The organism is Subdoligranulum variabile, from assembly GCF_025152575.1.
Taxonomy (GTDB): Bacteria; Bacillota; Clostridia; order Oscillospirales; family Ruminococcaceae; genus Gemmiger; species Gemmiger variabilis.
Genome location: NZ_CP102293.1, coordinates 2,059,208 through 2,082,805, shown reverse-complemented (window position 1 = coordinate 2,082,805; position 23,598 = coordinate 2,059,208). Strand labels below are relative to the sequence as shown.

The window sequence follows — 23,598 nt, the reverse complement described above, 5'->3', positions numbered from 1 at the left end:
ATAGAGAGAAGGGATTTGCTGCCATGCAGCAACAAAACAAACCGATTTTTACCAACCGCCAGCTCATCACCCTGCTGTGGCCCCTCATCATCGAGCAGGCCCTGGAGGTCCTGGTGGGCATGGCCGATACCATGATGGTCTCCTCCGCCGGGGAGGCCGCCATCTCCGGTGTTTCGCTGGTGGACATGATCAACCAGCTCATCATCACCGTCTTCGGCGCCCTGGCTACCGGCGGCGCCGTCGTCACCAGCCAGTACCTGGGCGCCCGCAAGGAGGGGGCAGCCGCCCGCAGCGCCGGGCAGCTGGTCACCCTCAGCGCCATTCTGGGGTGCGCCATCGCCGCCTTCTGTCTGGTGGCCCGCACCCTCCTGCTGCGCCTTTTCTTCGGCTCCATCACCGACGACGTCATGCACGCCGCCCTCATCTACTTCACCATCACAGCGCTCTCCTTCCCCTTCCTGGCCCTGTACAACGCCGGTGCGGCCATCTTCCGCTCCACCGGCAACAGCGCTGTCTCCATGAAGGTGTCGGTCATCGTCAACATCATCAACTTCTGCGGCAACGCCCTCTGCGTTTACGTGCTGAAAATGGGCGTAGCCGGTGTGGCCGTCCCCACCCTGGTTTCCCGTGCGGTGGGCGCCGTCATCATCCTGTCCCTGGCCTCCCGCCACGACTACCAGCTCCGCCTCACCGCCCGCAGCGTCACCCATCTGGAGGGCGGCACCGTCAAAAGCATCCTGGCCATCGGAATTCCCTCAGCCTGCGAGAACAGCCTCTTCCAGCTGGGCCGCGTTCTGGTGGTCAGCATGATCTCCCTCTTCGGCACCGTCCACATCTCGGCCAACGCCGTGGCCAACAACCTGGACAACGTGGGCTGCATCATCGGCAACGCCATGTGCCTGGCCATGATCACCGTGGTGGGCCGCTGCGTGGGCGCCCAGGACTTTGACCAGGCCGTCCGTTACACCAAAAAACTCATGCGGTGGGACTACATCGCCCAGGGCCTGACCAACGCCACCGTCCTGGCGCTGCTCAACCCGCTGCTCAGCCTGTATACCCTCTCCCCCGAGACCGCCAAACTCTCCGCCCAGCTGATCTGGATCCACTGCGGTATGGGCATCCTGCTCTGGCCGCTGGCTTTCGTGCTGCCCAACGCCCTGCGCGCCGCCAACGACGTGCGGTTCACCATGATGGTGTCGGTCATCTCGATGCTCGTCTGGCGGCTGGGCTTCAGCCAGATCCTCTGCGTCCAGCTGGGCTGGGGCGCCCTGGGCGTCTGGTGGGCCATGATCATCGACTGGGTCTGCCGGCTGCTCTGCTTCGTCATCCGTTTTGCCAGCGGCGCCTGGAAAAAACACGCCGTCAAAACCCCTGCCTGATCCCCACAAAGGAGGACCTCTATGAAATTCGTAAGCTGGAACGTCAACGGCCTGCGGGCCTGCCTGAAAAAGGGCTTTGAGGAGACCTTCCGCACCCTGGACGCCGATTTCTTCTGCATCCAGGAGACCAAGATGCAGCCCGGCCAGGCCGATTTTGCCCCGGAGGGCTACACCGAATACATCTACAGCGCCGACAAGAAGGGCTATTCCGGCACCGCCATCTGGGCCAGGACCCCGGCGCTGTCGGTGCGGTACGGCCTGGAGGAGGACCTGCACAACCACGAAGGCCGGGCCATCACGCTGGAATATCCCGACTTTTATCTGGTGAACCTCTATGTGCCCAACTCCCAGAATGAGCTGGCCCGCATCGACTACCGCATGCAGTGGGAGGACGACCTGCGCCGTTATCTGCAGGCACTGGACGCCCAAAAGCCGGTGATCCTCTGCGGCGACCTGAACGTGGCCCACACCGAGATCGATCTGAAGAACCCCGGCCCCAACCGCGGCGCCGCGGGCTTCAGCGACCAGGAGCGGGGCAAGCTGGACGAGCTGCTGGCCGCCGGTTTCACCGACACCTTCCGCCATCTGCACCCCGATGCCACCGGCATCTACAGCTGGTGGAGCATGCGGTTCCGTGCCCGGGAGCGCAACGCCGGATGGCGCATCGACTATTTCCTCGTCAGCAACCGGCTGGCCCCCCAGATCCGGAAGGCCGACATCCTGATGGACATTCTGGGCAGCGACCACTGTCCGGTGACACTGGAACTGGACCTGTAAGGTTTGCTTCAACCAAAATTTTTTTCAAAAAAATTCCCCCGCGTTGCAAAATCCGACGCGGGGGAATCGTCTTATTGAATAGAAAGAGAACGCAAAGGAGGTGTGGGGTCTGACCAACGAAGAATTCACCGGCTTGATGCAGCAATACCAGCGGCTGATCTATACGGTCTGTCTGCAGTTCGTCCACGACCCCCACACCGCCGAGGACCTGACCCAGGACACCTTTGTAGCGGCATTTTCCGCCATTGACCGGTGCGAACCGCAATACTACAAGGCGTGGCTGGTGCGGGTGGCGGCCAACAAGTGCAAGGACCACCTGAAAAGCGCCTGGGTGCGCCGGGTGGAAGCGCCGGGGGACGACGCTCTGCCCGAACCGCGGGGCGCGCCCCAAGGGGACGCCGCCGACCCGGCCGAACAGCTGGCCGACCGCGCCGGGGCCGAGGAACTGGAAGCGCTGGTCCGCAATCTGCGTGAACCCTACGGGCGGGTGGCGGTGCTCTATTTTCTGGAACACCGGGACACTGCCCAGATCGCCGCGCTGGTGGGCCGTCCCCCCGCGACGGTGAGCAGCCAGCTGTGGCGTGCCAAACTGCTGCTGCGCCAGCAGATTCATGAGAGGAGGCTGAAGGAATGAGCCTGTATTTTGACAATGAAAAACTCTTTGACCAGGAAGGACATCTGACCGACGACGGTCTGTACGCCCTGAAAGACGGTACGCTGGATGACCTGGGCGCCCTGGAAGCCGCCGAACATCTGAGCTTCTGCGATCTGTGTCTGCTGCGCTACACCGACCTCATCGACGCCGCTCCCGCCTGCCTGCAGGAACCCATGCGGGATCTGATCCCCCAGGTGCAGAACCTGATGCGGCTGCGCCGGTTCCGGATCATGACCAACCGGTATGTGTCCGCCGCGGCGGCTGTGGTGCTGGCCTTTGTGCTGTGGGGCTTTGCCTCCCTGGGCGCTTCCCGGCGGATGGCCGAACGCACGGTGGAACCCCAGCAGCCCCGGGCGAGTTTCGGCCAGTGGCTGGACACCACCGTCAGCGGTTTCTACGACAGTCTGGACGACACTTTCAGCAACTTTACGCTGGCCGCCGAGAACGGTCTGGCCCAGCTGCAACACCATGAGGACGGCGACACGTCCGCCAAGGGAGATTGATACCATGAAAAAGAACGCCTTGCTTACCTTTATCTTTGCCTGCATTCCCGGCGCCGGGCAGATGTACTACGGCTATATGCAGCGCGGACTTTCGCTGATCACGCTGTTCTGCGCCTGCTTCATCCTCGGCGCCCTGGCCAGCCCCCTGGCCATCACCTGTTTTATCGTCTGGATGTACAGCTTCTTCGACACCTACGACCTGATTCGTCATCTGGCCGCCGGGGATCCCAAGCCCGACGAGCTGTTGCTGCTGGGCAACTGGAACGATGTGAAGCTGCTGATCCCCCGCCACAACCGGCTGCTAGGCTGGGGTCTGGTGGCCCTGGGCGCCTGGTCGCTCTACAGCATCCTCATCGAGCCCATGCTCTATGACCTGCTGACCCTGCTCAACATCGATAACGCCTACTACTATATCAGTTCCATCCCCACGATGATTATCGCACTGCTCCTCATCGCCGCGGGTATCTGGCTGTTGGGGCTTCATCCCCAGCGCCGGGAGGGCAGCGATCTGCCCCCCTACCCCCACGACGATCTTCCGCAGTAATACAATCCGTATAAAATAGCAAGAGGTAAACAAAATGGACGAAAACAAGACTGCTTCGGCTTCCCAGACTGCCCCAGCCCCCAAAAAGGTACGCCGGGTGGGCCGCATCGCCTTTGCCCTGCTGCTGATCCTGGCCGGCGTCCTGCTGCTGGTGCAGCAGTTCGTGCCCCACTTTGATCTGTTGAGCATTGTGCGGTTTTCCCCGGTGCTGCTCATTCTTCTGGGCATCGAGGTACTGGTCTACTCTGCCAATCCCGCCATCCAGGTCAAGTTTGACTGGCTCAGTCTGCTGGGCTGCGGCTTTATCCTGGTGGTCGTGGGATGTTCTTCCCTGGTGCCGGTGGTGTGGAACCTCTACAACCCTCAGCGGGACTACAGCCAGAGCCGCTACCAGTCCCAGCTGCAGAGCCAGTTCTACCAGGCGCTCAACGCCGACACCGATCTGAAAGCCAGGATCCGCAATCTGCAGATCTATGTGGACTTTAACCACACCGAGAGTGGGGAATACACACTGCAGGATGGCGATACGGTGACTGTCTATGTGGAACTGCCGGAAAACGGTTATGCCGACGCCGCGGCTTTTGCCGCCGACTGCCGCCGCATCACCGAACTCAGCGAGCAGGGCGGCGTACGTGCCGACGACTACAGCTTCACCAGCTCCACCGGCAACAGCGGCACCGGCAGCGGATACTCCCTGGATTTTCTCGCCAGCTTTGCCAACGGCCTGACCGATGAACAGCTGGCTCAGCGTGTTGTGTCCTACTACGAGTACGACGGCACCCGCTACGACACCAAGGCGGAGCGGGACAGCGCCGCCAAGGCGGAACTGCGGGAGCAGATCATCGACGAGTTTGCCAGCGAGAACGACGGCAACTATCCCGGGGAAGACTACCTCAACCAGGAAGTGGAGAAGCGCTTCCAGGCGCTCTTCCCTGCCGCACCGGCAGCACCGGCCGCCACCCCTGAGACGGCAGCCTGATTTTTTCAACAAGACAAGCGCCCCGCACCGGACATCCGGATGCGGGGCGCTTGCCGTTTTTGGGGAGACGTTACTTTTTCTGGCCGCGGTCGATGGCAGCCACCACACCGGACAGCGCCAGCAGCGCCAGCAGGTTGGGGATGGCCATGAGGCCGTTGAAGAAGTCGGCCATGGCCCAGACCAGATCCACCTTGAGGGTGGAGCCGATCAGGATGAAGACCACCACGATGAGGCTGTAGAGGGGCAGGGCCTTTTCTCCGAAGAGGGCCTTGAAGTTGGTGTGGCCGAAGAAATACCAGCCGATGATGGTGGAGAAGGCGAAGAAGAACATGCAGATGGCGATGAAGATAGGGCCGAAGGCACCGAAGGACTGGCTGAAGGCCGCCTGGGTCAGGGCGGTACCGGTGAGGCCCTGGGGCACGAGGCCGGAGGAGATCAGCACCAGACCGGTGAGGGTAAGTACCACAAAGGTGTCGATGAAGACGCCCAGGATGGCCACTGCCCCCTGGTCCTGGGGCTGCTTGACCTTGGCCAGCGCGTGGGCGTGGGGCGTGGAGCCCAGGCCCGCCTCGTTGGAGAAGAGGCCGCGGGCCACGCCGAACCGCATGGCCTGCTGGACCGTAACACCGGCCACACCGCCGGCCATGGCCTGGGGATCAAAGGCCAGCACAAAGATCTGGGCGAAGGTGTTAGGCAGGGCCCTGGCGTTCATGACCAGGATGACCAGACAGCCCAGGATGTAGAAGGCCGCCATGACGGGGACGATCTTCTCGGTGACGGAGGCGATGCGCTGCACACCGCCCAGGAAGATGAAGGCCGCGATGGCCGCCACGATGACGCCCACCAGCAGCCGGTTGAGGCCGAAAGCGTTGGCGAAGGCATCGCCGATGGAGTTGGACTGTACCATGTTGCCCATGAAGCCCAGGGCCAGGATGATGAGCACCGAGAAGATGCCCGCCAGCACCCGGCCGAACCGGCCTTTGAAGGCCGCCCGGATGTAGTAGGCCGGACCGCCGGTGACCCGGCCGTTCTCCACCGTCTTGTAGTGCTGGGCCAGGACGGCCTCGGCGTAGATGGTGGCCATACCGAAGAAGGCCGACACCCACACCCAGAACAGGGCGCCGGGGCCGCCGCTGACCACGGCGGTGGCGCAGCCGGTAATATTGCCGGTGCCCACCTGGGCCGCAATGGCGGTGGTCAGCGCCTGGAAGGAGCTCATGCCGTCATGGCCGGCCTTTTTGCCCCGCAGGGTGAAGCCGCCGAAGACCCGGCGGAACCCCTCGCCGAAGCGGCGGAGCTGTACGCCCCGCAGCCGGATGGTGAAAAAGATGCCGGTGCCCACCAGCAGAAACAGCAAAAGATAATCCCACAAAAAACTGCTGGCCTGTTCGACCAGCGCAGTAAACAGTTCCATGATCTTCCCCCTATACTTTCTTAACAATCCATACATTTCCCCTGCCGGCCGCGCGGCAGACAATGTAGTAACTATACTATGCTTTTTGGATAAAGTCAAGTGTATTTGTATGGCGTACAGTTTTAAGAAAACAAAATGCCGCCCGGAGGGGAGATTCCGGACGGCAGGCGGTCAGCGCACGGTGACGCCGTGGATATATTTGCGGTCCAGACCGTAGCGGACGGCCGCGCTGAGCACCACCCAGGTGAGGAACACTTCCAGGGGCAGCAGCAGGGTGTTTTTCACAAGACCGGTGGTGGCATAGTAGAGATAACCTTTGCCGTAGAGCATGGCCTTCCAGACGCTGCCCAGCAGCACGTTGCTGCCGTAGTTGATGATGAGCCGCAGCAGGATGATCCGCCACACCGTGGGTTTGCGGCGGTAGAGCACCAGCCCGTAGAGCAACCCCGACAAAATGGCGGTAAGGAGAAACCCGGGGAAATAGGGTTCCCCGAAGCTGGAGATCAGAAAGCCCACCGTGTCGATGACCGCGCCGGCCATCATGCCCACCAGGGGGCCGTAGCACATGCAGCCCAGCGACACGGCCAGAAAGCTGAAATAGATCTTGAGGCTGGGCCCCATCAGGAAGATGGGGAAACTCTCCAGCACAACGGCCATGGCGCAGACCAGCCCGGCGAAAGCCAGCACCCGCACGTTGCGGAGCTCGGCCCGGGCGGTGTGCCAGTAGGCGGCGGAAAAGACGGACAGCGATTGGTTCTGCATACAACAATACCTCCTCGATTGTGCATTGCTGCACAAAGGAGGAGGCAAAAAGGCGGGCGTGGACACACTGTACCACACCCGCCGTTGCGCACCGTCATGCAGCAGCGGGATGCGGGATGCGCACCGCGGACCTTCCGGTCACTTCGTCCTGCCACAACTCCCCGTCGGTCAGGCACTTCGGGGCCACTGCCCCACGCGCGGATCCCTACTCTGCAATGGATTTACCAACGCCATTATAGGCTGCTCCGGGTAAGAATGCAACCCCTTTTGGCGAAAATTTACGAATACAGGCACATCATTGCCCGCTGGCGCCGTAGTTGGAGAGCACCCGGGCGCTGGGGTCGTTGACGTCGCAGCCCGGCCATGCCTTGTTGGGCATCCAGTAATCCACGATCATCTCGGCCTGGCCGGGGTAATATTTCTCGAAGATCTCCCGGTAGAGCAGGCTCTCCTTGGTGAAGGGCCGGGCATAGGCGTACTTCCCTGCCCGCTCGGCAAACTCCCGGTCGGTGTACTTTTCCTCGGCGTACTCCTTCAGGTCGTCCACCATGGAATGGCCCACCGCGTCGCTGAAAGCCGCCTTCTCACGCCAGAGGATCTCGTCGGGCAGCCAGTCGCCCTCGAAGGCCTTGCGCAGCAGGTACTTGCCCTTGCCGTAGGTGTTCAGCTTCTTCGCCGGGTCGATGGCCATGACGTATTTCACGAAATCCAGGTCGCCGAAGGGCACCCGGGCCTCCAGACTGTTCACGCTGATGGAACGGTCGGCGCGCAGCACATCGTACATATACAGCTCCCGGATGCGCTTCTGGCTCTCGGCCTGGAAGGCGGCGGCGCTGGGGGCGAAGTCGGTGTATTTGTAGCCGAACAGCTCATCGGAGATCTCGCCGGTGAGCAGCACCCGGATGTCGGTGTGCTCATGGATATACTTGCAGACCAGATACATGCCCACCGAGGCACGGATGGTGGTGATGTCCCAGGTACCCAGCATGGCGATGACTTCCTCCAGGGCATCCAGCACGATCTGCTTGTTGATGATGACTTCGGTGTGGTCGCTGTGGAGATAATCCGCCACCTGCTTGGCGTATTTCAGGTCGATGGCGTCCTCGCTCATGCCGATGGCAAAGGTGCGGATGGGTTTGCCCAGCTTCTTGGCCGCGATGGCGCAGACCAGGCTGGAATCCAGGCCGCCGGAGAGCAGGAAGCCCACGGGGGTGTCGGCGTCCAGGCGTTTGTCCACGCCGGCCACCAGCTTTTCCCGGATGTTTGTGAGGATTTCCGGCATCTCGTCGTGGGAGTAGGCCGGGGTATCGGCGATGTCGCAGTACCGCACGAACTGGCCGTTGCAGTAGTAGCTGCCGATGGGGAAAGGATAGACCTTTTTGCACAGCCCGATAAGGTTCTTCGCCTCCGAGGCGAAGGCGATGCAGCCCGACTCGCTGTAGCCGTAGAAGAGCGGGCGGATGCCGATGGGATCCCGCGCCGCGATGAGCAGCTTCTTGCGGCTGTCGTAGAGGATCATGGCGAACTCGGCGTCCAGATGCTTGAACATATCCAGACCGTACTTGTAGTAGAGCGGCAGGATGATCTCACAGTCGGAATCCGACTGGAAGGTGTAGCCCTCCGCTTCCAGCTCCTTTTTCACAGGGCGGAAGCCGTACAGCTCGCCGTTGCAGGCCACGCAGTCCGCCCCGCGGAAGAAGGGCTGCATGCCCTCCGGCGTCAGACCCATGATGGCCAGACGCCCGAAGCCCAAAAGACCGAACTCGGTCTCGCAGACCCGCTGGTCATCCGGCCCGCGGGAGGTGGTGCGCAGAAGATACTCGGTGAAAGTTTCCTTGGGCAGATCATGCCCGGCATAGCCCATGATACAGCACATTTTGATGACACTCCTTACTTTCTTACAACCGTGTTTCCCCGAGCGGCTCCAAATAAAAAAAGACAGCCCGCTCGCCCTTTGTATAGGACGAGTTGCTGTCTTGAACCCGCGGTGCCACCTATCTTACCGCAGCCGGAATAACCGGCGTACGGTCACTTTTCCGTACACGTTCACCTTTGAAACGCTGCCGCTGTAACGCGCGGCCTGCGGCGCCCCTACTGCCCGCTTTTCAACGGGGTTCAGGTTGCAGCTCCCGGGTGTTCTTTCCCGCCCCGTCCCTGTCCCGGCTCGCAGCCTGATGCCGGGCTCTCTGTGCAGATGTTGGGCGGTACTTTTCCCGATCAACGCTTTTAACAGCTAAAGCATAGCACCATTGCCCCCGCTCTGTCAAGATTTTTTTCGGGTCCAGGCAGAGATTTTTTGCTAAAATCTACCATTTTTATAGAGATTCCCCTTGTACTTTGCCCCTGTTCATGGTATAGTATTATTTCGGTAGGATACGGCAATACTTGCACTATCCCTAACCCCCAACAAAGGAGCTTCTTTACCATGCTAGAACTGCGTAACGTCGGCTACGAAACCGACGACAATAAAGAAATCCTGCACGATGTCTCTCTTACCGTACAGGAGCGTTTTGTGGCCATCACCGGCCCCAACGGCGGCGGCAAATCCACCCTGGCCAAGGTCATCGCGGGCATCTACCAGCCCACCAGCGGCCAGATCCTGCTGGACGGCGTGGACATCACCCATATGTCCATCACCGAGCGCGCCAATCTGGGCATGAGCTATGCCTTCCAGCAGCCGGTGCGGTTCAAGGGCCTGCAGGTCAAGGATCTGCTGAGCCTGGCCGCCGGCAAGAATACCAGCGTCACCGAGGCCTGCAACTACCTCAGCGAGGTGGGACTCTGCGCCCGGGACTACATCGACCGCGAGCTCAACGACAGCCTTTCGGGCGGCGAGCTCAAGCGCATCGAGATCGCCATGGTGCTGGCCCGGGGCACCAAGCTGTCCATCTTCGACGAACCGGAAGCGGGCATCGACCTGTGGAGCTTCCAGAACCTGATCCGCGTCTTTGAGAAGATGTACGAGCAGACCCGCGGCAGCATCCTCATCATCAGCCATCAGGAGCGAATCCTGAACATTGCCGACAAGATCGTCGTCATCAAGGACGGCCAGATCCAGAAAGAAGGCCCCCGCGCCGAGATCCTGCCCGCTCTGCTGGGCAGCGCCGACGCCTCCAGCCCGGCCTGCAGCGTTCTGACCGATAAAGTAGAGGGGGTGCGCGGCTGATGGACGCCATTGAAAAGAATCTTCTGAAAGAAGTCGCCGAACTGGACAGCCTGCCGGTGGGCGCGTACAATATCCGGGCCAACGGTCAGCTGGCGGGGCGCAACACCACCGCCAACATCGACATCGTCACCAAGACCGACAAACCGGGCATCGACATCTACATCCGCCCGTTCACCAAGAACGAGAGCGTGCACATTCCGGTGATCCTGAGCCAGACCGGCCTGAAGGACCTGGTATACAACGACTTCCACATCGGTGAGGGCGCCGACGTGACCATCATCGCCGGGTGCGGCATCCACAACTGCGGCGGCGGCAACGCCGAGCACGACGGCATCCACACCTTCTGGCTGGCCAAGAACGCCAAGCTGCGCTATGTGGAAAAGCACTACGGCGAGGGCGACGGCCGCGGCAAGCAGATCATGAACCCCACCACCATCGTGCATCTGGCCGAGGGCGCCGAGATGGAGATGGAGACCACCCAGATCGCCGGCGTGGACGACACCATCCGCAAGACCGGCGGCGACCTGGCCGAGGGCGCCAGCCTGGTGGTGAAGGAGAAGATCATGACCACCGGCGACCAGCATGCCGTCACCGACTTCAACGTGGACCTGAACGGCGAGGGCTGCTCGGCCAACATCGTCTCCCGCAGCGTAGCCAAGGACGAGAGCAAGCAGGAATTCATCAGCCACATCAACGGCAACTGCGCCTGCGCGGGCCACTCCGAGTGCGACGCCATCATCATGGACCATGCTTCGGTCATCGCCAGCCCGGCCCTGACCGCCAACAGCGTGGACGCCAGCCTCATCCACGAGGCTGCCATCGGCAAGATCGCCGGGGAGCAGCTCATCAAGCTCATGACCCTGGGTCTGACCGAAAAAGAAGCCGAGGACCAGATCGTCAACGGCTTCCTGAAATAAGGAATCTTACGCAGAGAACCCCCGCCGCGGCATCGCGGCGGGGGTTCTTTTGTTTATGGGATTCAGGAGATGGTGGCGGGGTCCCGGCTTTCCGGTTCCGCTGTCTCATCGGGTTGGGGCTGGGGTGTGCCGTCCCGGTGGCGGCCCTCGGCGTCGATGCCCCGGCGGTCCAGCAGATAGACCACCACCTCATGGAGCAGCCCGTAGAGGGTGGCGAACAGCGGCACGCCGACGACCATGCCTACGAGACCGAAGAGGTCGCCGCCCACCACGATGGAGAAGAGCACCCACAGCGAGGAGATGCCGATGGACTGGCCCAGGATCTTGGGGCCGATGAAGTTGCCGTCCAGCTGCTGGATGAAGAGGATAAGCACCGCGAAGATCAGCGCCTGGACGGGATCCACCAGCAGCAGGATGAAGATGCTGGGGATAGCGCCGATGAAGGGGCCGAACACCGGGATGATGTTGGTGATGCCCACAAAGACGCTGACCAGCAGGGCGAAGTCCAGCCGCAGGATGGACATGAGCACGAAGGTCAGCACGCCGATGATGGCGGAGTCGATGATCTTGCCCACAAAGAAACCGGTGAAGTTTTCGTTGGCATAGTGGCAGATGCGCAGGGTGTTGCTGGCCACCGATTCCGGCAGGAAGGCGTGGACCAGCGTCTTGATCTGGTGGATGAGCTTATCCTTGCCGGAGAGCATATAGACGCTGGAAGCCACCGCCGTGAAGACCGCCACAAAGTTGGAGGCCACGCTGCCGATGGTGGTGACGATCTGGGGCATGGCCGCGACGGCCACATTGTACAGTTCCCGCATCATGGCTTCGGAATCGTCCAGGATGCGCAGCACGTTCTGCATCTGCAGGCCGTAGTGATCCTGCAGGTAGAGCAGGGTGTTCTGCAGTCCCTCAAAATAGCCGGGCAGGCTGTTGAAGAGGATGGCGATGCTGGAGATGATCTGCGGCACCACCAGCCAGGCCAGCAGTGCCAGCAGCAGCGCCGCCACAATGTAGGACAGCAGGATGGCCACCCACCGCAGGCGGGGATCCTGCTTCAGCAGCACCCGGTGGAACCACATGGCCATGGGGTTGAGCACAAAAGCGATGACCACGCCGCCCGCAAAGGGAGACAGGATCCGCAGCAGTTCGCGGAAGCCGCCCACGAAATAGCCCAGGTTGCTCAAAAACAGATAAAAGGCAATGCTGGCAAAGATCAGTGTGGTCCATTCCAGTATGGTATCGGGTTTTTTATCCCAGAAATGCTTGGTGTTCAAGGTGTGATTTTCCCCTTTTTCAACGTCTTCCCTCCTATTGTACCGTTCGCCGGACGGAGACACAAGGGGCCACTTGTTAATTTTTTGTGTCGGGCAGAGGATTTCCGTCCTCGTCGATGCCCCGGGCCTGCAGGCCCGCCCCCACCGCTTCCTTGAGCAGGGTCACGATGACCGCCAGAGTGGGCACACCAATGACCATGCCGGGGATGCCGAAGAGACTGCCGCCCACGATGATGGCCAGCAATACCCCCAGCCCCGGCAGGCCGGTGGCCCCGCCGATGATCCGCGGCGCGATGAAGTTGCCGTCGATCTGCTGCACCACCAGGATGATGAGGACAAATTCCACCGCCTGCAGCGGGGATTCCAGCAGCAGGATGACGGCGCCGGGCACCGCTCCGATAAAGGGGCCCAGCACCGGGATGATGTTGGTCACCCCCACCAGCACCGCGATGAGGGGCGCGTAGTCCAGCCGGAACAGCGACATGAGCACAAAGGTCTCCACCCCCACCAGCAGGGCGTCCACCAGCTGGCCGCCGATATACCCGCTGAAGGTGCGGTTGGCCATGGTGCACACCGAGAAGAGGCTTCCCGCTTGGCGGGGCGGCAGGGCCGCCCGCAGGCAGGTACGCACGGCGCGCAGCAGCAGGTCCTTGCTGCCCAGCAGGTAGATGCTCACCGCCAGCGTCACGAAGGCATCCATGGCAGCGCCGGCCACCCCGGCTGCCGCGTCAGCCGCCGCCTGGGCCGCCTGGCCCGACACCGACTTGAACCAGTTCTGCAGTTCCCGGGTCAGCTCCCCCACATACCCTTCCAGGGTCTCGGTGTCGATGCCGAAGGTCTGCCGCACCCAGTCCAGGGCGTTCTGAATGTCCTTCTCGTAGGTGCTCAGGCGTCCCACGAAGGAGCTGATACTCTCCGCCAGCTGGGGCACCACCAGGGAGAGCAGCAATCCCACCACACTGAACAGCAGCAGGTAGCTGAGCACCACCGCAAAGCCCCGCTTGCCGCCGAAGAGTTTTTCGGCAAAAAAGCGGGCGGGGATGTCCAGCACGTAGGCCAGCACGATGCCCCAGGCAAAGGGGCTCAGGATGTCCATGAATTTCTGCACGCCGCCTGCAATGGCCGGCAGCTGCCACACGATGCCGAAGATCACCGCCACGCCCAGCGCCAGGCGCAGAAAATCGCCGGAGGTCCGGGGCATTCGTTCCAACCAATGTTTCAAGAGAAGTTTCCTCCCTGGGTTCGTTCTGTTTGAAGGCCATTATAGCATATACCATTAGAATATGCCACCGAAGCGGCGCGGCAAACCAGAAATTTACAAAAAACGGCCCGCGCCTTGCGGCGCGGGCCGGTAACTCAATGATGCTTGTAGTAGTTGATGAGGCAGCCGTCCGCCAGGATCTGGCGCTCGGCATCGGTCATGGCCCCCAGCCGCACAGTGAACTTCACCATGCCGCCGTCCGGCTTAACCGCCACGGCCTCCAGCTCGTCCGCCGCTTCCAGCAGCGCTTTGCGCACGCCGGGCAGGTAGACGTAGTCGCCGTTGTCCAGCACGTTGGGGGTATCCAGCAGGAAGGGCAGCATGCCCCAGTTGATGCAGTTGGAGCGGTACCGCTTGGTGGCGTACTCGCAGGCGAAGTTGGCCGCGCCGCCCAGCACCCGCTGGCAGCTGGCCGCCTGTTCCCGGGCGGAACCGTCGCCGGGCTTGTTGGCAAAGATGGCCGAACCGATGTTGGTGGCCTTGGCATCGGGGGTGTAGCCCAGCTTGGCCAGTTCGGCGTAGACCTTGGCCACTTCCTCGGGCAGGTTGCCGGCGCGGCGGGCCTCATCCAGGGCATGGACGGCCTTGGCGCCCGGCACATAGGCCGGGTCCTTGCGGGAGAGGGTGAACTCCGCCAGACGCAGCGGGTTGGACCGGAAGGAGGAAGTCTCACCGGAGGGGATGAGCTCGTCGGTGGTGGTGACGGGGTCGGTGATGTAGCTGACGATCTTTACCAACAGGTCGTCACTCAGGGCGGGCTGCTCGGGCCAGTCCTTGATGTTGGGGCCGAACTTCAGGGCGTAGTCCGGTTCGGGATGGCCCCAGCCGTTGTAGACCCGCTTGTCGTAGACGCCCTGATCGAAGTGGTATTCGGGGGCGGTGTACTCGGTGTCGCAGACCTCGCTGGCGGCGGTCAGGTAGCCGCCGTTGGCCGCCGTGGCCGCAATGGACCGGGCGTCCATGAGGGCCACCGCGCTGATCTGGCCCTCGCCGGGCTTGGAGCCTTCCCGGTTGGGGAAGTTGCGGGTGGTGTGGCGGATGGAGAACTCCCCGTTGGCCGGGGTGTCGCCGGCGCCGAAGCAGGGGCCGCAGAAGCACTCCCGGAAGATGCCGCCCGCGCTGACAATGTCGGCCACCGCACCGTTCTTGACCAGTTCCAGGTAGGTGGGCATACTGTCGGGGTAGACGCTGAACTTGAAGGCGCCGTTGCCGCAGTTCTGCCCGCGGAGGATGTCGGCCACCGCACAGATATTTTCATAGGTACCGCCGGAGCAGCCGGCCACCACGCCCTGCTCCACATAGATGCGGCCGTCGGGCTGGATCTTGCTGACCAGGTCCATGGTGACCTTGCCGCCCAGCTGCTTGTTGGCCTGCTCCTGGGCCGCCGCCAGAATTTCCTTGGCGTTGGCTTTCAGTTCCCGGATGGGATAGGCATAGCTGGGATGCATGGGCAGCGCGATCATGCACTCCACGGTGGACAGATCCAGCTCGATGCAGCCGTCGTAGTAGGCCACATCGGCGGGTTTCAGTTCCTGGTAGGCTTCGGGACGGCTGTGCTGCAGGAAATACTGCTCGGTGACTTCGTCGGTCTGCCAGATGGAGGACCAGCAGGTGGTCTCGGTGGTCATGACGTCGATGCCGTTGCGGTAGTCCGCCGACAGGTTGGCCACGCCGGGGCCGATGAACTCCATGACCTTGTTCTTCACATAGCCGTTGGCGTAGGTGGCGCCCACCAGTGCCAGCGCCACGTCATGGGGACCCACGCCGGGGTTGGGCTTGCCGGTGAGGTAGATAGCCACCACGCCGGGGTAGGCCATATCATAGGTGCGGCCCACCAGCTGCTTGGCCAGCTCGCCGCCGCCCTCGCCCACCGCCATGGTGCCCAGGGCGCCGTAGCGGGTGTGGGAGTCGGAACCCAGGATCATCCGACCGCAGCCCGACATCATCTCCCGGTTGTAGCTGTGGATGACCGCCATATTCGGCGGCACATAGATGCCGCCGTATTTGTGGGCGGCAGACAGGGCAAACTGATGGTCGTCCTCGTTGATGGTGCCGCCCACGGCGCACAGACTGTTGTGGCAGTTGGTCATGACATAGGGCAGCGGAAATTTCTCCATGCCGGAGGCCCGGGCCGTCTGGATGATGCCCACATAGGTGATGTCGTGGCTGGTCATCGAGTCAAACTTCATGCGCAGGTTGGCCATATCGCCGCTGGTGTTGTGCGCTTCCAGAATGGAGTGCGCAATGGTGCCGCGGCGCGCGTCGGCTTCGGTGACGCCGGCAGGGGCGCTGTCCTGCAGCACACCGTTCACAAGATACACGCCCTGGGGGTGCAGTTTCATCGTGGATGTTCCCTCCGTTTCCGATTTCAGACACAGCAGCGCTTGGACACGCTGCCCGATTATCTATACTCTTCTTACACTATACCCGCTTTGGTCGGGGTTGTCAACGCGGTTTTTTATGCAAAGCCGGGTAAAGCGACCATCAGCTTAATAAAATAAAGTGTCCGCTTGGTTATTCTGACAGAATTTTAAGTTTTTCTTGACGAAAAGCAGGGAGCATATTAGAATGAAAGTATTCACCCCGCGCGGGAGTGTTGCATGAACCGCGCAGGATGCGCGAATAAATATACAATATACAGGGAAAGAAAGAGGGGCTTGCCGATGTATTACCCGGACGTACCGGCCCTGGAGCCGGATGAACTGGAACTGCTTTGCCATGAGTATCTGGAGCACAACGCGCACCTGGACCCCAAGCTGGCCGACCAGATGGGCGTCAAGCGCGGCCTGCGCAACCTGGATGGTACCGGCGTGCTGGCCGGCATCACCAACGTATCCAGCGTAATCGGCTACGACCGGACGCCGGACGGGACCATTGTGCCCATTCCGGGACGCCTTGTCTACCGCGGCATCGACATCGATACCCTGGCCGCCGAGGCCGACAACCACGACCGGTTCCTCTTTGAGGAAGTGGTGTGGCTGCTGCTCTTCGGCTCACTGCCCAACAAGGAGCAGCACGCCAAGTTCTGCAAGCTGCTGGAACACCACCGGGAACTGCCCCGGGGCTTTGCGGACGACATGATCCTGAATTCGCCCTCCCCCAACCTGATGAACAAGATGGCCCGCAGCGTGCTGGCCATGTACAGCTACGATGAGCACGCCGAGGACTCCAGCCTGCCCAACATCCTGCGGCAGAGCATCAACCTCATCGCCGAGCTGCCCACCATGATGGTCAACGCCTACCAGATCAAGCGCCGGGTGTACGACCGGTCCAGCATGTACTTCCACCTGCCCACCGAAGGCCAGAGCACGGCTGAGCACATCCTGAGCACCTACCGCGCCGACCAGAAGTTCACCCACGAGGAAGCCCGGCTGCTGGACCTCTGCCTGATGGTCCACGCCGACCACGGCGGCGGCAACTGCTCCACCTTCACCTGCCGCGTGCTGTCCAGCTCCGGCACCGATACCTACGCGGCCATCTCGGCAGCCATCGGCGCCCTGAAAGGCCCCAAGCACGGCGGCGCCAACCTGAAGGTCATGCACCAGCTGGATTACATTCTGGAAAATGTGGAGAATCCCGCCGACGATGGCGAGGTGCGGGAATTCCTGCGCAAGATCATCCGCAAGGAAGCCGGCGACGGCAGCGGTCTGATCTACGGCATGGGCCACGCGGTGTACACCGTCAGCGACCCCCGCGCCCAGATCCTGAAGAATCACGCCCGCCGCATGGCCTATGCCAAGGGCTACGACGAGGAATTCGAGATGCTGTGCAGCATTGAGCGGCTGGCTCCCCAGGTCTTTGCGGAGGAAAAGCACGGTCCCAAAAAGGTCTGCGCCAACGTGGACCTGTTCAGCGGTCTGATCTACCGTATGCTGGGCATCAGCGAGGATCTGTACACGCCGCTGTTTGCCATCGCCCGTGTGCCGGGCTGGTGTGCCCACCGGGTGGAGGAAGTGGAGTTTGCCAACCGCATCATCCGCCCTGCCTACAAGTATGTGGGCAAACCTCAGCCCTACATCACACTGGCAGAACGCGCCTGAACCAAAAATGCCGCCCCGGCCGGGGCGGCATTTTTTTATACTGTGAACACCCCCTGCACCAGCACCATGTAGAGGGCCGTGCCTGCGGCAATGCTGAGCAGGGTATTCTTGCGCCAGAGCTGCAATCCCACCACGGCAGCCCCGGCCAGCAGTTCCGGCAGGGCGTGGGTGGGCCCCAGAGGATCGGCGCCCCGCAGACAGTAGACCACCAGCATGGCCATGATGGCGCAGGGCAGCACCCGGGCCAGGTAGACCACATACCGGGGCGTGGGGCGCCCGCCGCCGAACACCGCAAAGGGCAGAAAGCGCAGCAGCATGGTCACCGCTGCGATGACCGCCACCAGGGCGGCGGAATGCAGATCAATCCCGAACATCGTCCGTCTCCTCCTTCGCCTGCAGTGCCCCGCGCAGCAGGGTGAGCACCAGGGTGATGCCGATCATGGCCGGGATGAGGAAATCCTCCGCTCCGAACACCAGCAGGCAGACCAGGGATACCCCCAGTCCCGCCAGCGCCGGACGGTGGTCCTTCGTGGTGCGCCACTGTTCGGTCATGACCACAAGGAAGAGCGCGGTCATGGAGAAGTCGATGCCGGTGCTGTCAAAGGGCAGCACGGCGCCCACCAGAGCCCCCGCCACGCTGCCCGCGATCCAGTACAGATGGTCGAAGAGCGACACCAGGAAGAAATACCGCTTCCGGTCCACCCCGTCCGGCACCTCGCCGCTGCAGACCAGGGAGTAGGTCTCGTCGGTGAGGGCAAAGATCAGGTAGGGTTTGGCCGGCCCTGCGTCCCGGTAGCGCTCCACCATGGAGATGCCGTAGAACAGATGCCGCGCGTTGACGGTCACCGTCATGAGGGCTGCCGCGATCAGCGACGCGCCGCCTGCCAGCAGGTCCACCGCCACATACTGCATGCTGCCCGCATAGATCAGGGTGCTCATGGCCAGCGCCCAGCCCACGCCGTAGCCCTTGGATTCCAGCAGCACACCAAACCCCAGACCCAGTACCAGATACCCCGCCATCACCGGCAGCGACCGCACAAACGCATACTTTGCCGTTTTTCCCATTTCTTACGCCTCTTTTTGGGTCAGATTTTCGTTTTTTATGATAGCACAAAGGCCCGGAACTCCACAAGAGTTCCGGGCCTTGCACCACAGGGAGGCTCGGGCGTCACTTCCGCCGGGGCCTCCCCCTCTATTGATCAGGTCTGTTGTGTCTGCTCGCTCTCCCACTGATTGACCAGCGGTGTTGCCACCGCAAACAGCGCTTCCCGCGCCGTGTTGATGGCCTGCACATCCGCAGGGGTGAGCTTTTCCGCCTTCTTGTGGCGGGTGACTTTTTCCAGGGCGCGCTCGGCGTCCTTGATCTTGTTTTTCGTCTCCTTGTCCAGCGCCTTGCCGGTCTTGCTGCCCAGGGCCGTGTTCACCCGGTAGATCGCCGCCTCGGCGGCATTCAGCGCTTCCAGCGCTGCCTTGCGCTCCTGGTCCTGCCCCGCAAAAACCGCTGCATCCCGCATGGCCCGCTGGATCTCCTCCTCACTGAGGTTGGAGGAGCCGGTGATGGTGATGCCCTGCTGTTTGCCGGTGTCCAGATCCTTGGCACTGACCTTCACGATGCCGTTGGCGTCGATGTCAAAGGTCACCTCGATCTTGGGCACCCCCGCCCAGGCCCGTTTGATGCCCCGCAGGGTGAAGGTGCCCAGAAGTTTGTTGTCCTTGGCAAATTCCCGCTCGCCCTGCAGCACCTTGATCTCCACGGTGGACTGGAAGGGCGCAGCCGTGGTGAACACCTTGCTGAACCGGGTGGGGATGGTGGCGTTGCGCTCGATCAGGTGGGTGGCCACACCGCCCAGTGTCTCGATGGAGAGGGTCAGCGGCGTCACGTCCATGAGCAGCAGCCCTTCCCCGGCACCGGCCAGGGCCACACCGCCCAGCCGTCCTGCCTGCACGGCAGCCCCCAGGGCCACGCATTCGTCGGGGTTGAGCGTCCGGGAGGGTTCCAGCCCCACCATCCGGCGGACCTTGTCCTGCACCGCCGGGATGCGGGTGGAACCGCCCACCAGCAGCACCTGATCCAGGTCGCTGGCCGTCAGATGGGCGTCGCTCAGGGCGTTGCGCACCGGCAGCGCCGTCCGCTCGATGAGATCGGCGCAGAGTTCCTCGAACTTGGTCCGGGTCAGCGTGGCCTGCAGATGCACCGGTCCCTCCGGCCCCACCGTGAGGAAGGGCAGGTTGATCTCGGTGCGGGTGGCCGCCGACAGCTCCTTCTTGGCCTTTTCGGCCTCCTCCCGCAGACGCTGCATGGCCACCCGGTCGGCAGTCAGGTCGGTCCCGTGTTCGGCGCGGAAATTCTCCGCCAGCCAGTCCACGATGCGGGCGTCGAAGTCGTCGCCGCCCAGATAGTTGTCGCCGCAGGTGGCCAGCACCTGCACGATGCCGTCCCCGATCTGGATCAGCGACACATCAAAGGTACCGCCGCCCAGATCGTAGACCATGACGGTCTGGGCGCGGCCGTTGTCCAGACCGTAGGCCAGCGCCGCCGCCGTGGGTTCGTTGATGATCCGCCGCACGTTCAGCCCGGCGATGCGCCCGGCATCCTTGGTGGCCTGGCGCTGGGCATCGTTGAAATAGGCGGGCACCGTGATGACCGCCTCGGTCACCGGTTCCCCCAGATAGCTCTCGGCGTCGGCCTTGATCTTCTGCAGGATCAGGGCGCTGATCTGCTGCGGGGCATAGCATTTGCCGTCGATGGGGATACGCGTCTCACTGCCCATCTGCCGCTTGACGCTGCAGATGGTCCGCGGGGCGTTGGTGACGGCCTGCCGTTTGGCGGCATCCCCCACCAGCCGTTCCCCCGTTTTGGTGAACGCCACCACCGACGGTGTGGTGCGCTGGCCCTCGGCATTGGGAATAACCACCGGCTTGCCCCCCTCGATGACGGCGGCACAGCTGTTGGTCGTTCCCAAATCAATTCCGATGATCTTTGCCATAGTGCGGTTGTCCTTTCAAAAAAGACCAGCCAGGGCCCGCCCCCTCCACGGTCGGGCGCGAAACGGCGCGGAAATCCCTGATTTGTTTTTATTGTAGCGCGCAGACGCACAAAATGTGTTGCGATTTCGTAAATAAATTTTACAAATATAACGGCCATTTCCCCCAAACGGCGCTTTAAAGCGTTGACGCTTCGGTCCGGCCGTGCTATAGTTTTAGGTATATTGCAGCCCACAGGCGGGAAAGGAGCCACACTCTATGGCACGCACAGCAACGGTAACGCGCACGACGCGGGAAACGCAGATCACCCTGACGCTGAATCTGGACGGCACCGGCAAGGCCGATCTTCACACCGGCATCGGCTTTTTTGACCACATGCTGGACGGCTTTGCCCGCCACGGTCTGTTCGACCTGACCGTGGACTGCCACGGCGACCTGGAGGTGGACTGCCACCACACCATTGAGGATATCGGCATCGCCCTGGGCACCGCCCTGCGCCAGGCCCTGGGCGACAAGGCCGGGCTGGTACGCTACGGCAGCTGCCTTTTGCCCATGGACGAGACGCTGGCCCTCTGTGCGGTGGATCTGGGCGGACGGCCCTATTTCGTCTACGACGCCCAGTTTGCCACCCCCGCCTGCGGCGGCATGGATACCCAGATGGCCCGGGAATTCTTTTACGCCATCTCCTATGCGGCGGCCATCAACCTGCACCTGAAGGTGCTCTACGGCGAGAACGACCACCACAAACTGGAGGCGATGTTCAAGGCCTTTGCCAAGGCCCTGGACGCCGCCACCCGCACCGATGCCCGGATCGAAGGCGTGCTTTCCACCAAAGGCATGCTGTGATCTCTGCATATACATTTAACAGCATAGAGAATCAGGGAGGTAAAGGGAAATGTATCAGGACATGATCGACACCATCGGCTTTGTACAGAGCGCCGACCCCGAGGTGGGCGCCGCCATGCAGCGCGAGCTGGGCCGTCAGCGGGCCAACATCGAGCTCATCGCCAGCGAGAACATCGTCTCCCCGGCCGTGATGGCCGCCATGGGCAGCGTGCTGACCAACAAGTACGCCGAGGGCTACCCCGGTCACCGCTACTACGGCGGCTGCCAGTTCGTGGACGAGGTGGAGCAGATCGCCATCGACCGCGCCTGCAAGCTGTTCGGCGCCAAGTACGCCAACGTGCAGCCCCATTCCGGCGCCCAGGCCAACCTGGCCGTCTACTTTGCCCTGCTGGATGTGGGCGACACCGTCATGGGCATGGATCTGTCCCAGGGCGGTCACCTGACCCACGGTTCCCCCGTGAACATGAGCGGCAAGAACTACCACTTCGTCTCCTACGGCGTGGGTGAGGACGGCCGCATCGACTACGCCGCCCTGGCCAAGCAGGTGGCCAAGGTCCGGCCCAAGCTGCTGGTGGCCGGTGCGTCGGCCTATCCCCGTGCCATCGACTTTGCAAAGCTGGCTGAGATCGCCCACGGCTACGGCGCCATGCTCATGGTGGATATGGCCCACATCGCCGGTCTGGTGGCGGGCGGCATGCACCAGAACCCCGTGCCCTACGCCGACGTGGTGACCACCACCACCCACAAGACGCTGCGCGGTCCCCGGGGCGGCCTGATCCTGACCAACAACGAATATCTCATCAAGCGGATCAACTCGGCCATCTTCCCCGGCACCCAGGGCGGCCCGCTGGAGCATGTCATCGCCGCCAAGGCCGTCTGCTTCGGCGAGGCGCTGCAGCCCGCCTTCCGGGAGTACGCCCGCAAGATCGTGGAGAACGCGGCGGCCCTGGCCGACGAACTCACCGCCCGGGGCGTCAAGCTGGTTTCCGGCGGCACCGACAACCATCTGCTGCTCATCGATCTGACCGACGAGGACTGCACCGGCAAGGAGCTGGAGCACAATCTGGACGAGGTGCACATCACCGCCAACAAGAACACCGTCCCCGGCGAGAAGCGCAGCCCCTTCGTGACCAGCGGTGTCCGCGTGGGCACCCCCGCCGTGACCACCCGCGGCATGGGCCCCGCCGAGATGAAGATCATCGCCGACTGCATCGCCGACTGCATCTTTGACTTCGAGGCCAAGAAGGAAGACATCGCCGCCCGGGTGGCCGAGCTTTCCGCCCGGTTCCCGCTGTACGAATAACACCGGTTTCCCAGAATTTTCCTGCGTCCGCCCTTTCCGGGCGGGCGCTTTTTTGCGGCGCGGCGGGGCGGTTTCCCGCTTGCGTTTTGCCAGGATTCAGGGTATACTATAGACAGGTAAGTATGCATTTTTATTCAAAAATGCACTTTTCAGAATGTGAGGTGTACCGAGTATGGAACCGATTGTCATTACCATTGCCCGTGAATTTGCTTCGGGCGGCAGCGAGATCGCCCAGGCCGTGGCGGAGAAGATGAACATTCCCCTGTACAACAAGGAGCTCATCACCCGGGCGGCCAAGAAGAGCGGCCTGACGGAGGAGGCCATCGCCGCCAGCGAAAATCAGCGCAGCGGCAGCCTGATCTACAGTCTGTACATGATGGGCAACACCATGCCTCTGGCCGACCAGGTCTACATCCTGCAGAGCAACGTCATCAAGGAGCTGGCCTCGGAAGGTTCCTGCGTCATTCTGGGCCGCTGCGGCGACTACGTGCTGCGGGAGCGCCCCAACGTGCTGAGCGTCTTCATCTACGCGCCGCTGGACGACCGTATCCAGCGGGCCAAGGACCGCCCCGGCGCCAAGGACCTGGCTGACCGCCAGTGGGAGGTCCAGCTGGCCAAGCATGACCGCGCCCGCGCCAGCTACTACAACTACTACACCGAAAACCGCTGGGGCGAGGCCAAGAACTACGATCTGTGCCTCAACGCCGCCCTGGGTCTGGACACCTGCGCTAATCTGATCGTGGATGCCGCCCGGGCCATGGAGGCCGCCCAGTCCTGAATGTCCGTCCAATCC

21 protein-coding genes, 1 riboswitch and 1 other annotated feature are annotated in these 23,598 nt (G+C 62.3%); of the genes, 12 read left to right on the top strand and 9 right to left on the bottom strand.

All coding sequences use genetic code 11. The features are described from left to right. The first annotated feature begins 23 nt into the window (after positions 1–23). The 6 genes from NQ490_RS09765 to NQ490_RS09740 all read left to right on the top strand — a co-directional run bounded on the left by NQ490_RS09765 (position 24) and on the right by NQ490_RS09740 (position 4,837). Complete coding sequence (locus NQ490_RS09765; protein ID WP_007045581.1) at positions 24–1,379, top strand: MATE family efflux transporter; 1,356 nt, start codon at positions 24–26, stop codon at positions 1,377–1,379. A gap of 21 nt (positions 1,380–1,400) precedes the next feature. Further along, the gene (locus NQ490_RS09760) at positions 1,401–2,156 is read left to right on the top strand and encodes an exodeoxyribonuclease III (protein WP_007045580.1); all 756 of its coding nucleotides are present in this window, start codon (positions 1,401–1,403) and stop codon (positions 2,154–2,156) included. Positions 2,157–2,256: 100 nt separating this feature from the next. Beyond that, positions 2,257–2,790: an RNA polymerase sigma factor gene (locus NQ490_RS09755; protein ID WP_007045579.1), complete on the top strand. Its 534-nt coding sequence runs from the start codon at positions 2,257–2,259 to the stop codon at positions 2,788–2,790. After that, complete coding sequence (locus tag NQ490_RS09750) at positions 2,787–3,314, top strand: hypothetical protein (protein ID WP_007045578.1); 528 nt, start codon at positions 2,787–2,789, stop codon at positions 3,312–3,314. The genes NQ490_RS09755 and NQ490_RS09750 overlap by 4 nt, the downstream gene beginning before the upstream one ends. A 4-nt stretch (positions 3,315–3,318) precedes the next feature. After that, positions 3,319–3,858 carry a hypothetical protein gene (locus NQ490_RS09745; RefSeq protein WP_007045577.1) on the top strand — a complete coding sequence of 180 codons (540 nt, stop codon included), beginning with the start codon at positions 3,319–3,321 and terminating at the stop codon, positions 3,856–3,858. Positions 3,859–3,892: 34 nt separating this feature from the next. Beyond that, positions 3,893–4,837, top strand: a complete 945-nt coding sequence (locus tag NQ490_RS09740; protein ID WP_007045576.1) for a hypothetical protein — start codon at positions 3,893–3,895, stop codon at positions 4,835–4,837. A 70-nt stretch (positions 4,838–4,907) separates the two neighbouring features. Here NQ490_RS09740 and NQ490_RS09735 read toward each other — a convergent pair whose 3' ends face one another. The 3 genes from NQ490_RS09735 to asnB all read right to left on the bottom strand — a co-directional run bounded on the left by NQ490_RS09735 (position 4,908) and on the right by asnB (position 8,889). After that, on the bottom strand, positions 4,908–6,251 hold the full coding sequence (locus NQ490_RS09735; protein WP_040917369.1) for an alanine/glycine:cation symporter family protein: 1,344 nt from the start codon (positions 6,249–6,251) through the stop codon (positions 4,908–4,910). A gap of 171 nt (positions 6,252–6,422) precedes the next feature. Next, on the bottom strand, positions 6,423–7,013 hold the full coding sequence (locus NQ490_RS09730) for a folate family ECF transporter S component (protein WP_007045574.1): 591 nt from the start codon (positions 7,011–7,013) through the stop codon (positions 6,423–6,425). Between the two features lie 100 nt (positions 7,014–7,113). Next, a riboswitch (THF riboswitch) is annotated at positions 7,114–7,228 on the bottom strand. Between the two features lie 80 nt (positions 7,229–7,308). Beyond that, positions 7,309–8,889, bottom strand: a complete 1,581-nt coding sequence (asnB, locus tag NQ490_RS09725) for an asparagine synthase B (protein WP_040917368.1) — start codon at positions 8,887–8,889, stop codon at positions 7,309–7,311. Positions 8,890–8,969: 80 nt separating this feature from the next. Continuing rightward, positions 8,970–9,243, bottom strand: a binding site (T-box leader). 195 nt (positions 9,244–9,438) lie between these two features. Between asnB and NQ490_RS09720 the strand changes: the two genes are divergently transcribed. Both NQ490_RS09720 and NQ490_RS09715 read left to right on the top strand, forming a co-directional pair. Continuing rightward, complete coding sequence (locus NQ490_RS09720; RefSeq protein WP_007045570.1) at positions 9,439–10,179, top strand: ABC transporter ATP-binding protein; 741 nt, start codon at positions 9,439–9,441, stop codon at positions 10,177–10,179. Next, complete coding sequence (locus NQ490_RS09715; protein WP_007045569.1) at positions 10,179–11,096, top strand: SufB/SufD family protein; 918 nt, start codon at positions 10,179–10,181, stop codon at positions 11,094–11,096. The genes NQ490_RS09720 and NQ490_RS09715 overlap by 1 nt, the downstream gene beginning before the upstream one ends. 62 nt (positions 11,097–11,158) lie before the next feature. Here the strand turns inward: NQ490_RS09715 and NQ490_RS09710 are convergent, their stop codons facing one another. The 3 genes from NQ490_RS09710 to NQ490_RS09700 form a co-directional block, all read right to left on the bottom strand. Beyond that, positions 11,159–12,370, bottom strand: coding sequence for an AI-2E family transporter (locus NQ490_RS09710; protein ID WP_050764655.1), 1,212 nt, complete (start codon positions 12,368–12,370; stop codon positions 11,159–11,161). 76 nt (positions 12,371–12,446) lie between these two features. Continuing rightward, positions 12,447–13,592, bottom strand: coding sequence for an AI-2E family transporter (locus NQ490_RS09705; RefSeq protein WP_147644631.1), 1,146 nt, complete (start codon positions 13,590–13,592; stop codon positions 12,447–12,449). Between the two features lie 134 nt (positions 13,593–13,726). Continuing rightward, positions 13,727–15,973 carry a hydratase gene (locus tag NQ490_RS09700; protein WP_007045566.1) on the bottom strand — a complete coding sequence of 749 codons (2,247 nt, stop codon included), beginning with the start codon at positions 15,971–15,973 and terminating at the stop codon, positions 13,727–13,729. A 321-nt stretch (positions 15,974–16,294) separates the two neighbouring features. Between NQ490_RS09700 and NQ490_RS09695 the strand changes: the two genes are divergently transcribed. Then, entirely contained in the window at positions 16,295–17,671 is a 1,377-nt protein-coding gene (locus NQ490_RS09695) for a citrate synthase (protein WP_007045565.1), read from the top strand. A 35-nt stretch (positions 17,672–17,706) separates the two neighbouring features. On the opposite strand, the gene NQ490_RS09690 is transcribed toward NQ490_RS09695, so the two are convergent. The 3 genes from NQ490_RS09690 to dnaK form a co-directional block, all read right to left on the bottom strand. Then, positions 17,707–18,045 carry a branched-chain amino acid transporter permease gene (locus NQ490_RS09690; RefSeq protein ID WP_007045564.1) on the bottom strand — a complete coding sequence of 113 codons (339 nt, stop codon included), beginning with the start codon at positions 18,043–18,045 and terminating at the stop codon, positions 17,707–17,709. Then, on the bottom strand, positions 18,032–18,736 hold the full coding sequence (locus NQ490_RS09685) for an AzlC family ABC transporter permease (RefSeq protein ID WP_007045563.1): 705 nt from the start codon (positions 18,734–18,736) through the stop codon (positions 18,032–18,034). Before NQ490_RS09685 ends, NQ490_RS09690 begins: the two co-directional genes overlap by 14 nt. A gap of 134 nt (positions 18,737–18,870) precedes the next feature. Further along, positions 18,871–20,658: a molecular chaperone DnaK gene (gene dnaK, locus NQ490_RS09680; RefSeq protein ID WP_007045562.1), complete on the bottom strand. Its 1,788-nt coding sequence runs from the start codon at positions 20,656–20,658 to the stop codon at positions 18,871–18,873. Between the two features lie 256 nt (positions 20,659–20,914). Here dnaK and hisB point away from each other — a divergent pair, with 256 nt between their 5' ends. The 3 genes from hisB to NQ490_RS09665 all read left to right on the top strand — a co-directional run bounded on the left by hisB (position 20,915) and on the right by NQ490_RS09665 (position 23,583). After that, positions 20,915–21,502 (top strand): imidazoleglycerol-phosphate dehydratase HisB, encoded by a 588-nt coding sequence (hisB, locus tag NQ490_RS09675; RefSeq protein ID WP_007045561.1) that lies wholly within the window; start codon positions 20,915–20,917, stop codon positions 21,500–21,502. A 49-nt stretch (positions 21,503–21,551) separates the two neighbouring features. Beyond that, positions 21,552–22,805, top strand: a complete 1,254-nt coding sequence (gene glyA / locus NQ490_RS09670; RefSeq protein ID WP_007045560.1) for a serine hydroxymethyltransferase — start codon at positions 21,552–21,554, stop codon at positions 22,803–22,805. A gap of 172 nt (positions 22,806–22,977) precedes the next feature. Beyond that, on the top strand, positions 22,978–23,583 hold the full coding sequence (locus NQ490_RS09665) for a cytidylate kinase-like family protein (protein ID WP_007045559.1): 606 nt from the start codon (positions 22,978–22,980) through the stop codon (positions 23,581–23,583). Positions 23,584–23,598: the final 15 nt, after the last annotated feature.

Coding starts and splice junctions, on each gene's coding strand:
- NQ490_RS09765 (WP_007045581.1), top strand. CDS start 24: ATGCAGCAACAAAACAAACCGATTTTTACCAACCGCCAGCTCATCACC.
- NQ490_RS09760 (WP_007045580.1), top strand. CDS start 1,401: ATGAAATTCGTAAGCTGGAACGTCAACGGCCTGCGGGCCTGCCTGAAA.
- NQ490_RS09750 (WP_007045578.1), top strand. CDS start 2,787: ATGAGCCTGTATTTTGACAATGAAAAACTCTTTGACCAGGAAGGACAT.
- NQ490_RS09745 (WP_007045577.1), top strand. CDS start 3,319: ATGAAAAAGAACGCCTTGCTTACCTTTATCTTTGCCTGCATTCCCGGC.
- NQ490_RS09740 (WP_007045576.1), top strand. CDS start 3,893: ATGGACGAAAACAAGACTGCTTCGGCTTCCCAGACTGCCCCAGCCCCC.
- NQ490_RS09735 (WP_040917369.1), bottom strand. CDS start 6,251: ATGGAACTGTTTACTGCGCTGGTCGAACAGGCCAGCAGTTTTTTGTGG.
- NQ490_RS09730 (WP_007045574.1), bottom strand. CDS start 7,013: ATGCAGAACCAATCGCTGTCCGTCTTTTCCGCCGCCTACTGGCACACC.
- asnB (WP_040917368.1), bottom strand. CDS start 8,889: ATGTGCTGTATCATGGGCTATGCCGGGCATGATCTGCCCAAGGAAACT.
- NQ490_RS09720 (WP_007045570.1), top strand. CDS start 9,439: ATGCTAGAACTGCGTAACGTCGGCTACGAAACCGACGACAATAAAGAA.
- NQ490_RS09715 (WP_007045569.1), top strand. CDS start 10,179: ATGGACGCCATTGAAAAGAATCTTCTGAAAGAAGTCGCCGAACTGGAC.
- NQ490_RS09700 (WP_007045566.1), bottom strand. CDS start 15,973: ATGAAACTGCACCCCCAGGGCGTGTATCTTGTGAACGGTGTGCTGCAG.
- NQ490_RS09695 (WP_007045565.1), top strand. CDS start 16,295: ATGTATTACCCGGACGTACCGGCCCTGGAGCCGGATGAACTGGAACTG.
- NQ490_RS09690 (WP_007045564.1), bottom strand. CDS start 18,045: ATGTTCGGGATTGATCTGCATTCCGCCGCCCTGGTGGCGGTCATCGCA.
- NQ490_RS09685 (WP_007045563.1), bottom strand. CDS start 18,736: ATGGGAAAAACGGCAAAGTATGCGTTTGTGCGGTCGCTGCCGGTGATG.
- dnaK (WP_007045562.1), bottom strand. CDS start 20,658: ATGGCAAAGATCATCGGAATTGATTTGGGAACGACCAACAGCTGTGCC.
- hisB (WP_007045561.1), top strand. CDS start 20,915: ATGGCACGCACAGCAACGGTAACGCGCACGACGCGGGAAACGCAGATC.
- glyA (WP_007045560.1), top strand. CDS start 21,552: ATGTATCAGGACATGATCGACACCATCGGCTTTGTACAGAGCGCCGAC.
- NQ490_RS09665 (WP_007045559.1), top strand. CDS start 22,978: ATGGAACCGATTGTCATTACCATTGCCCGTGAATTTGCTTCGGGCGGC.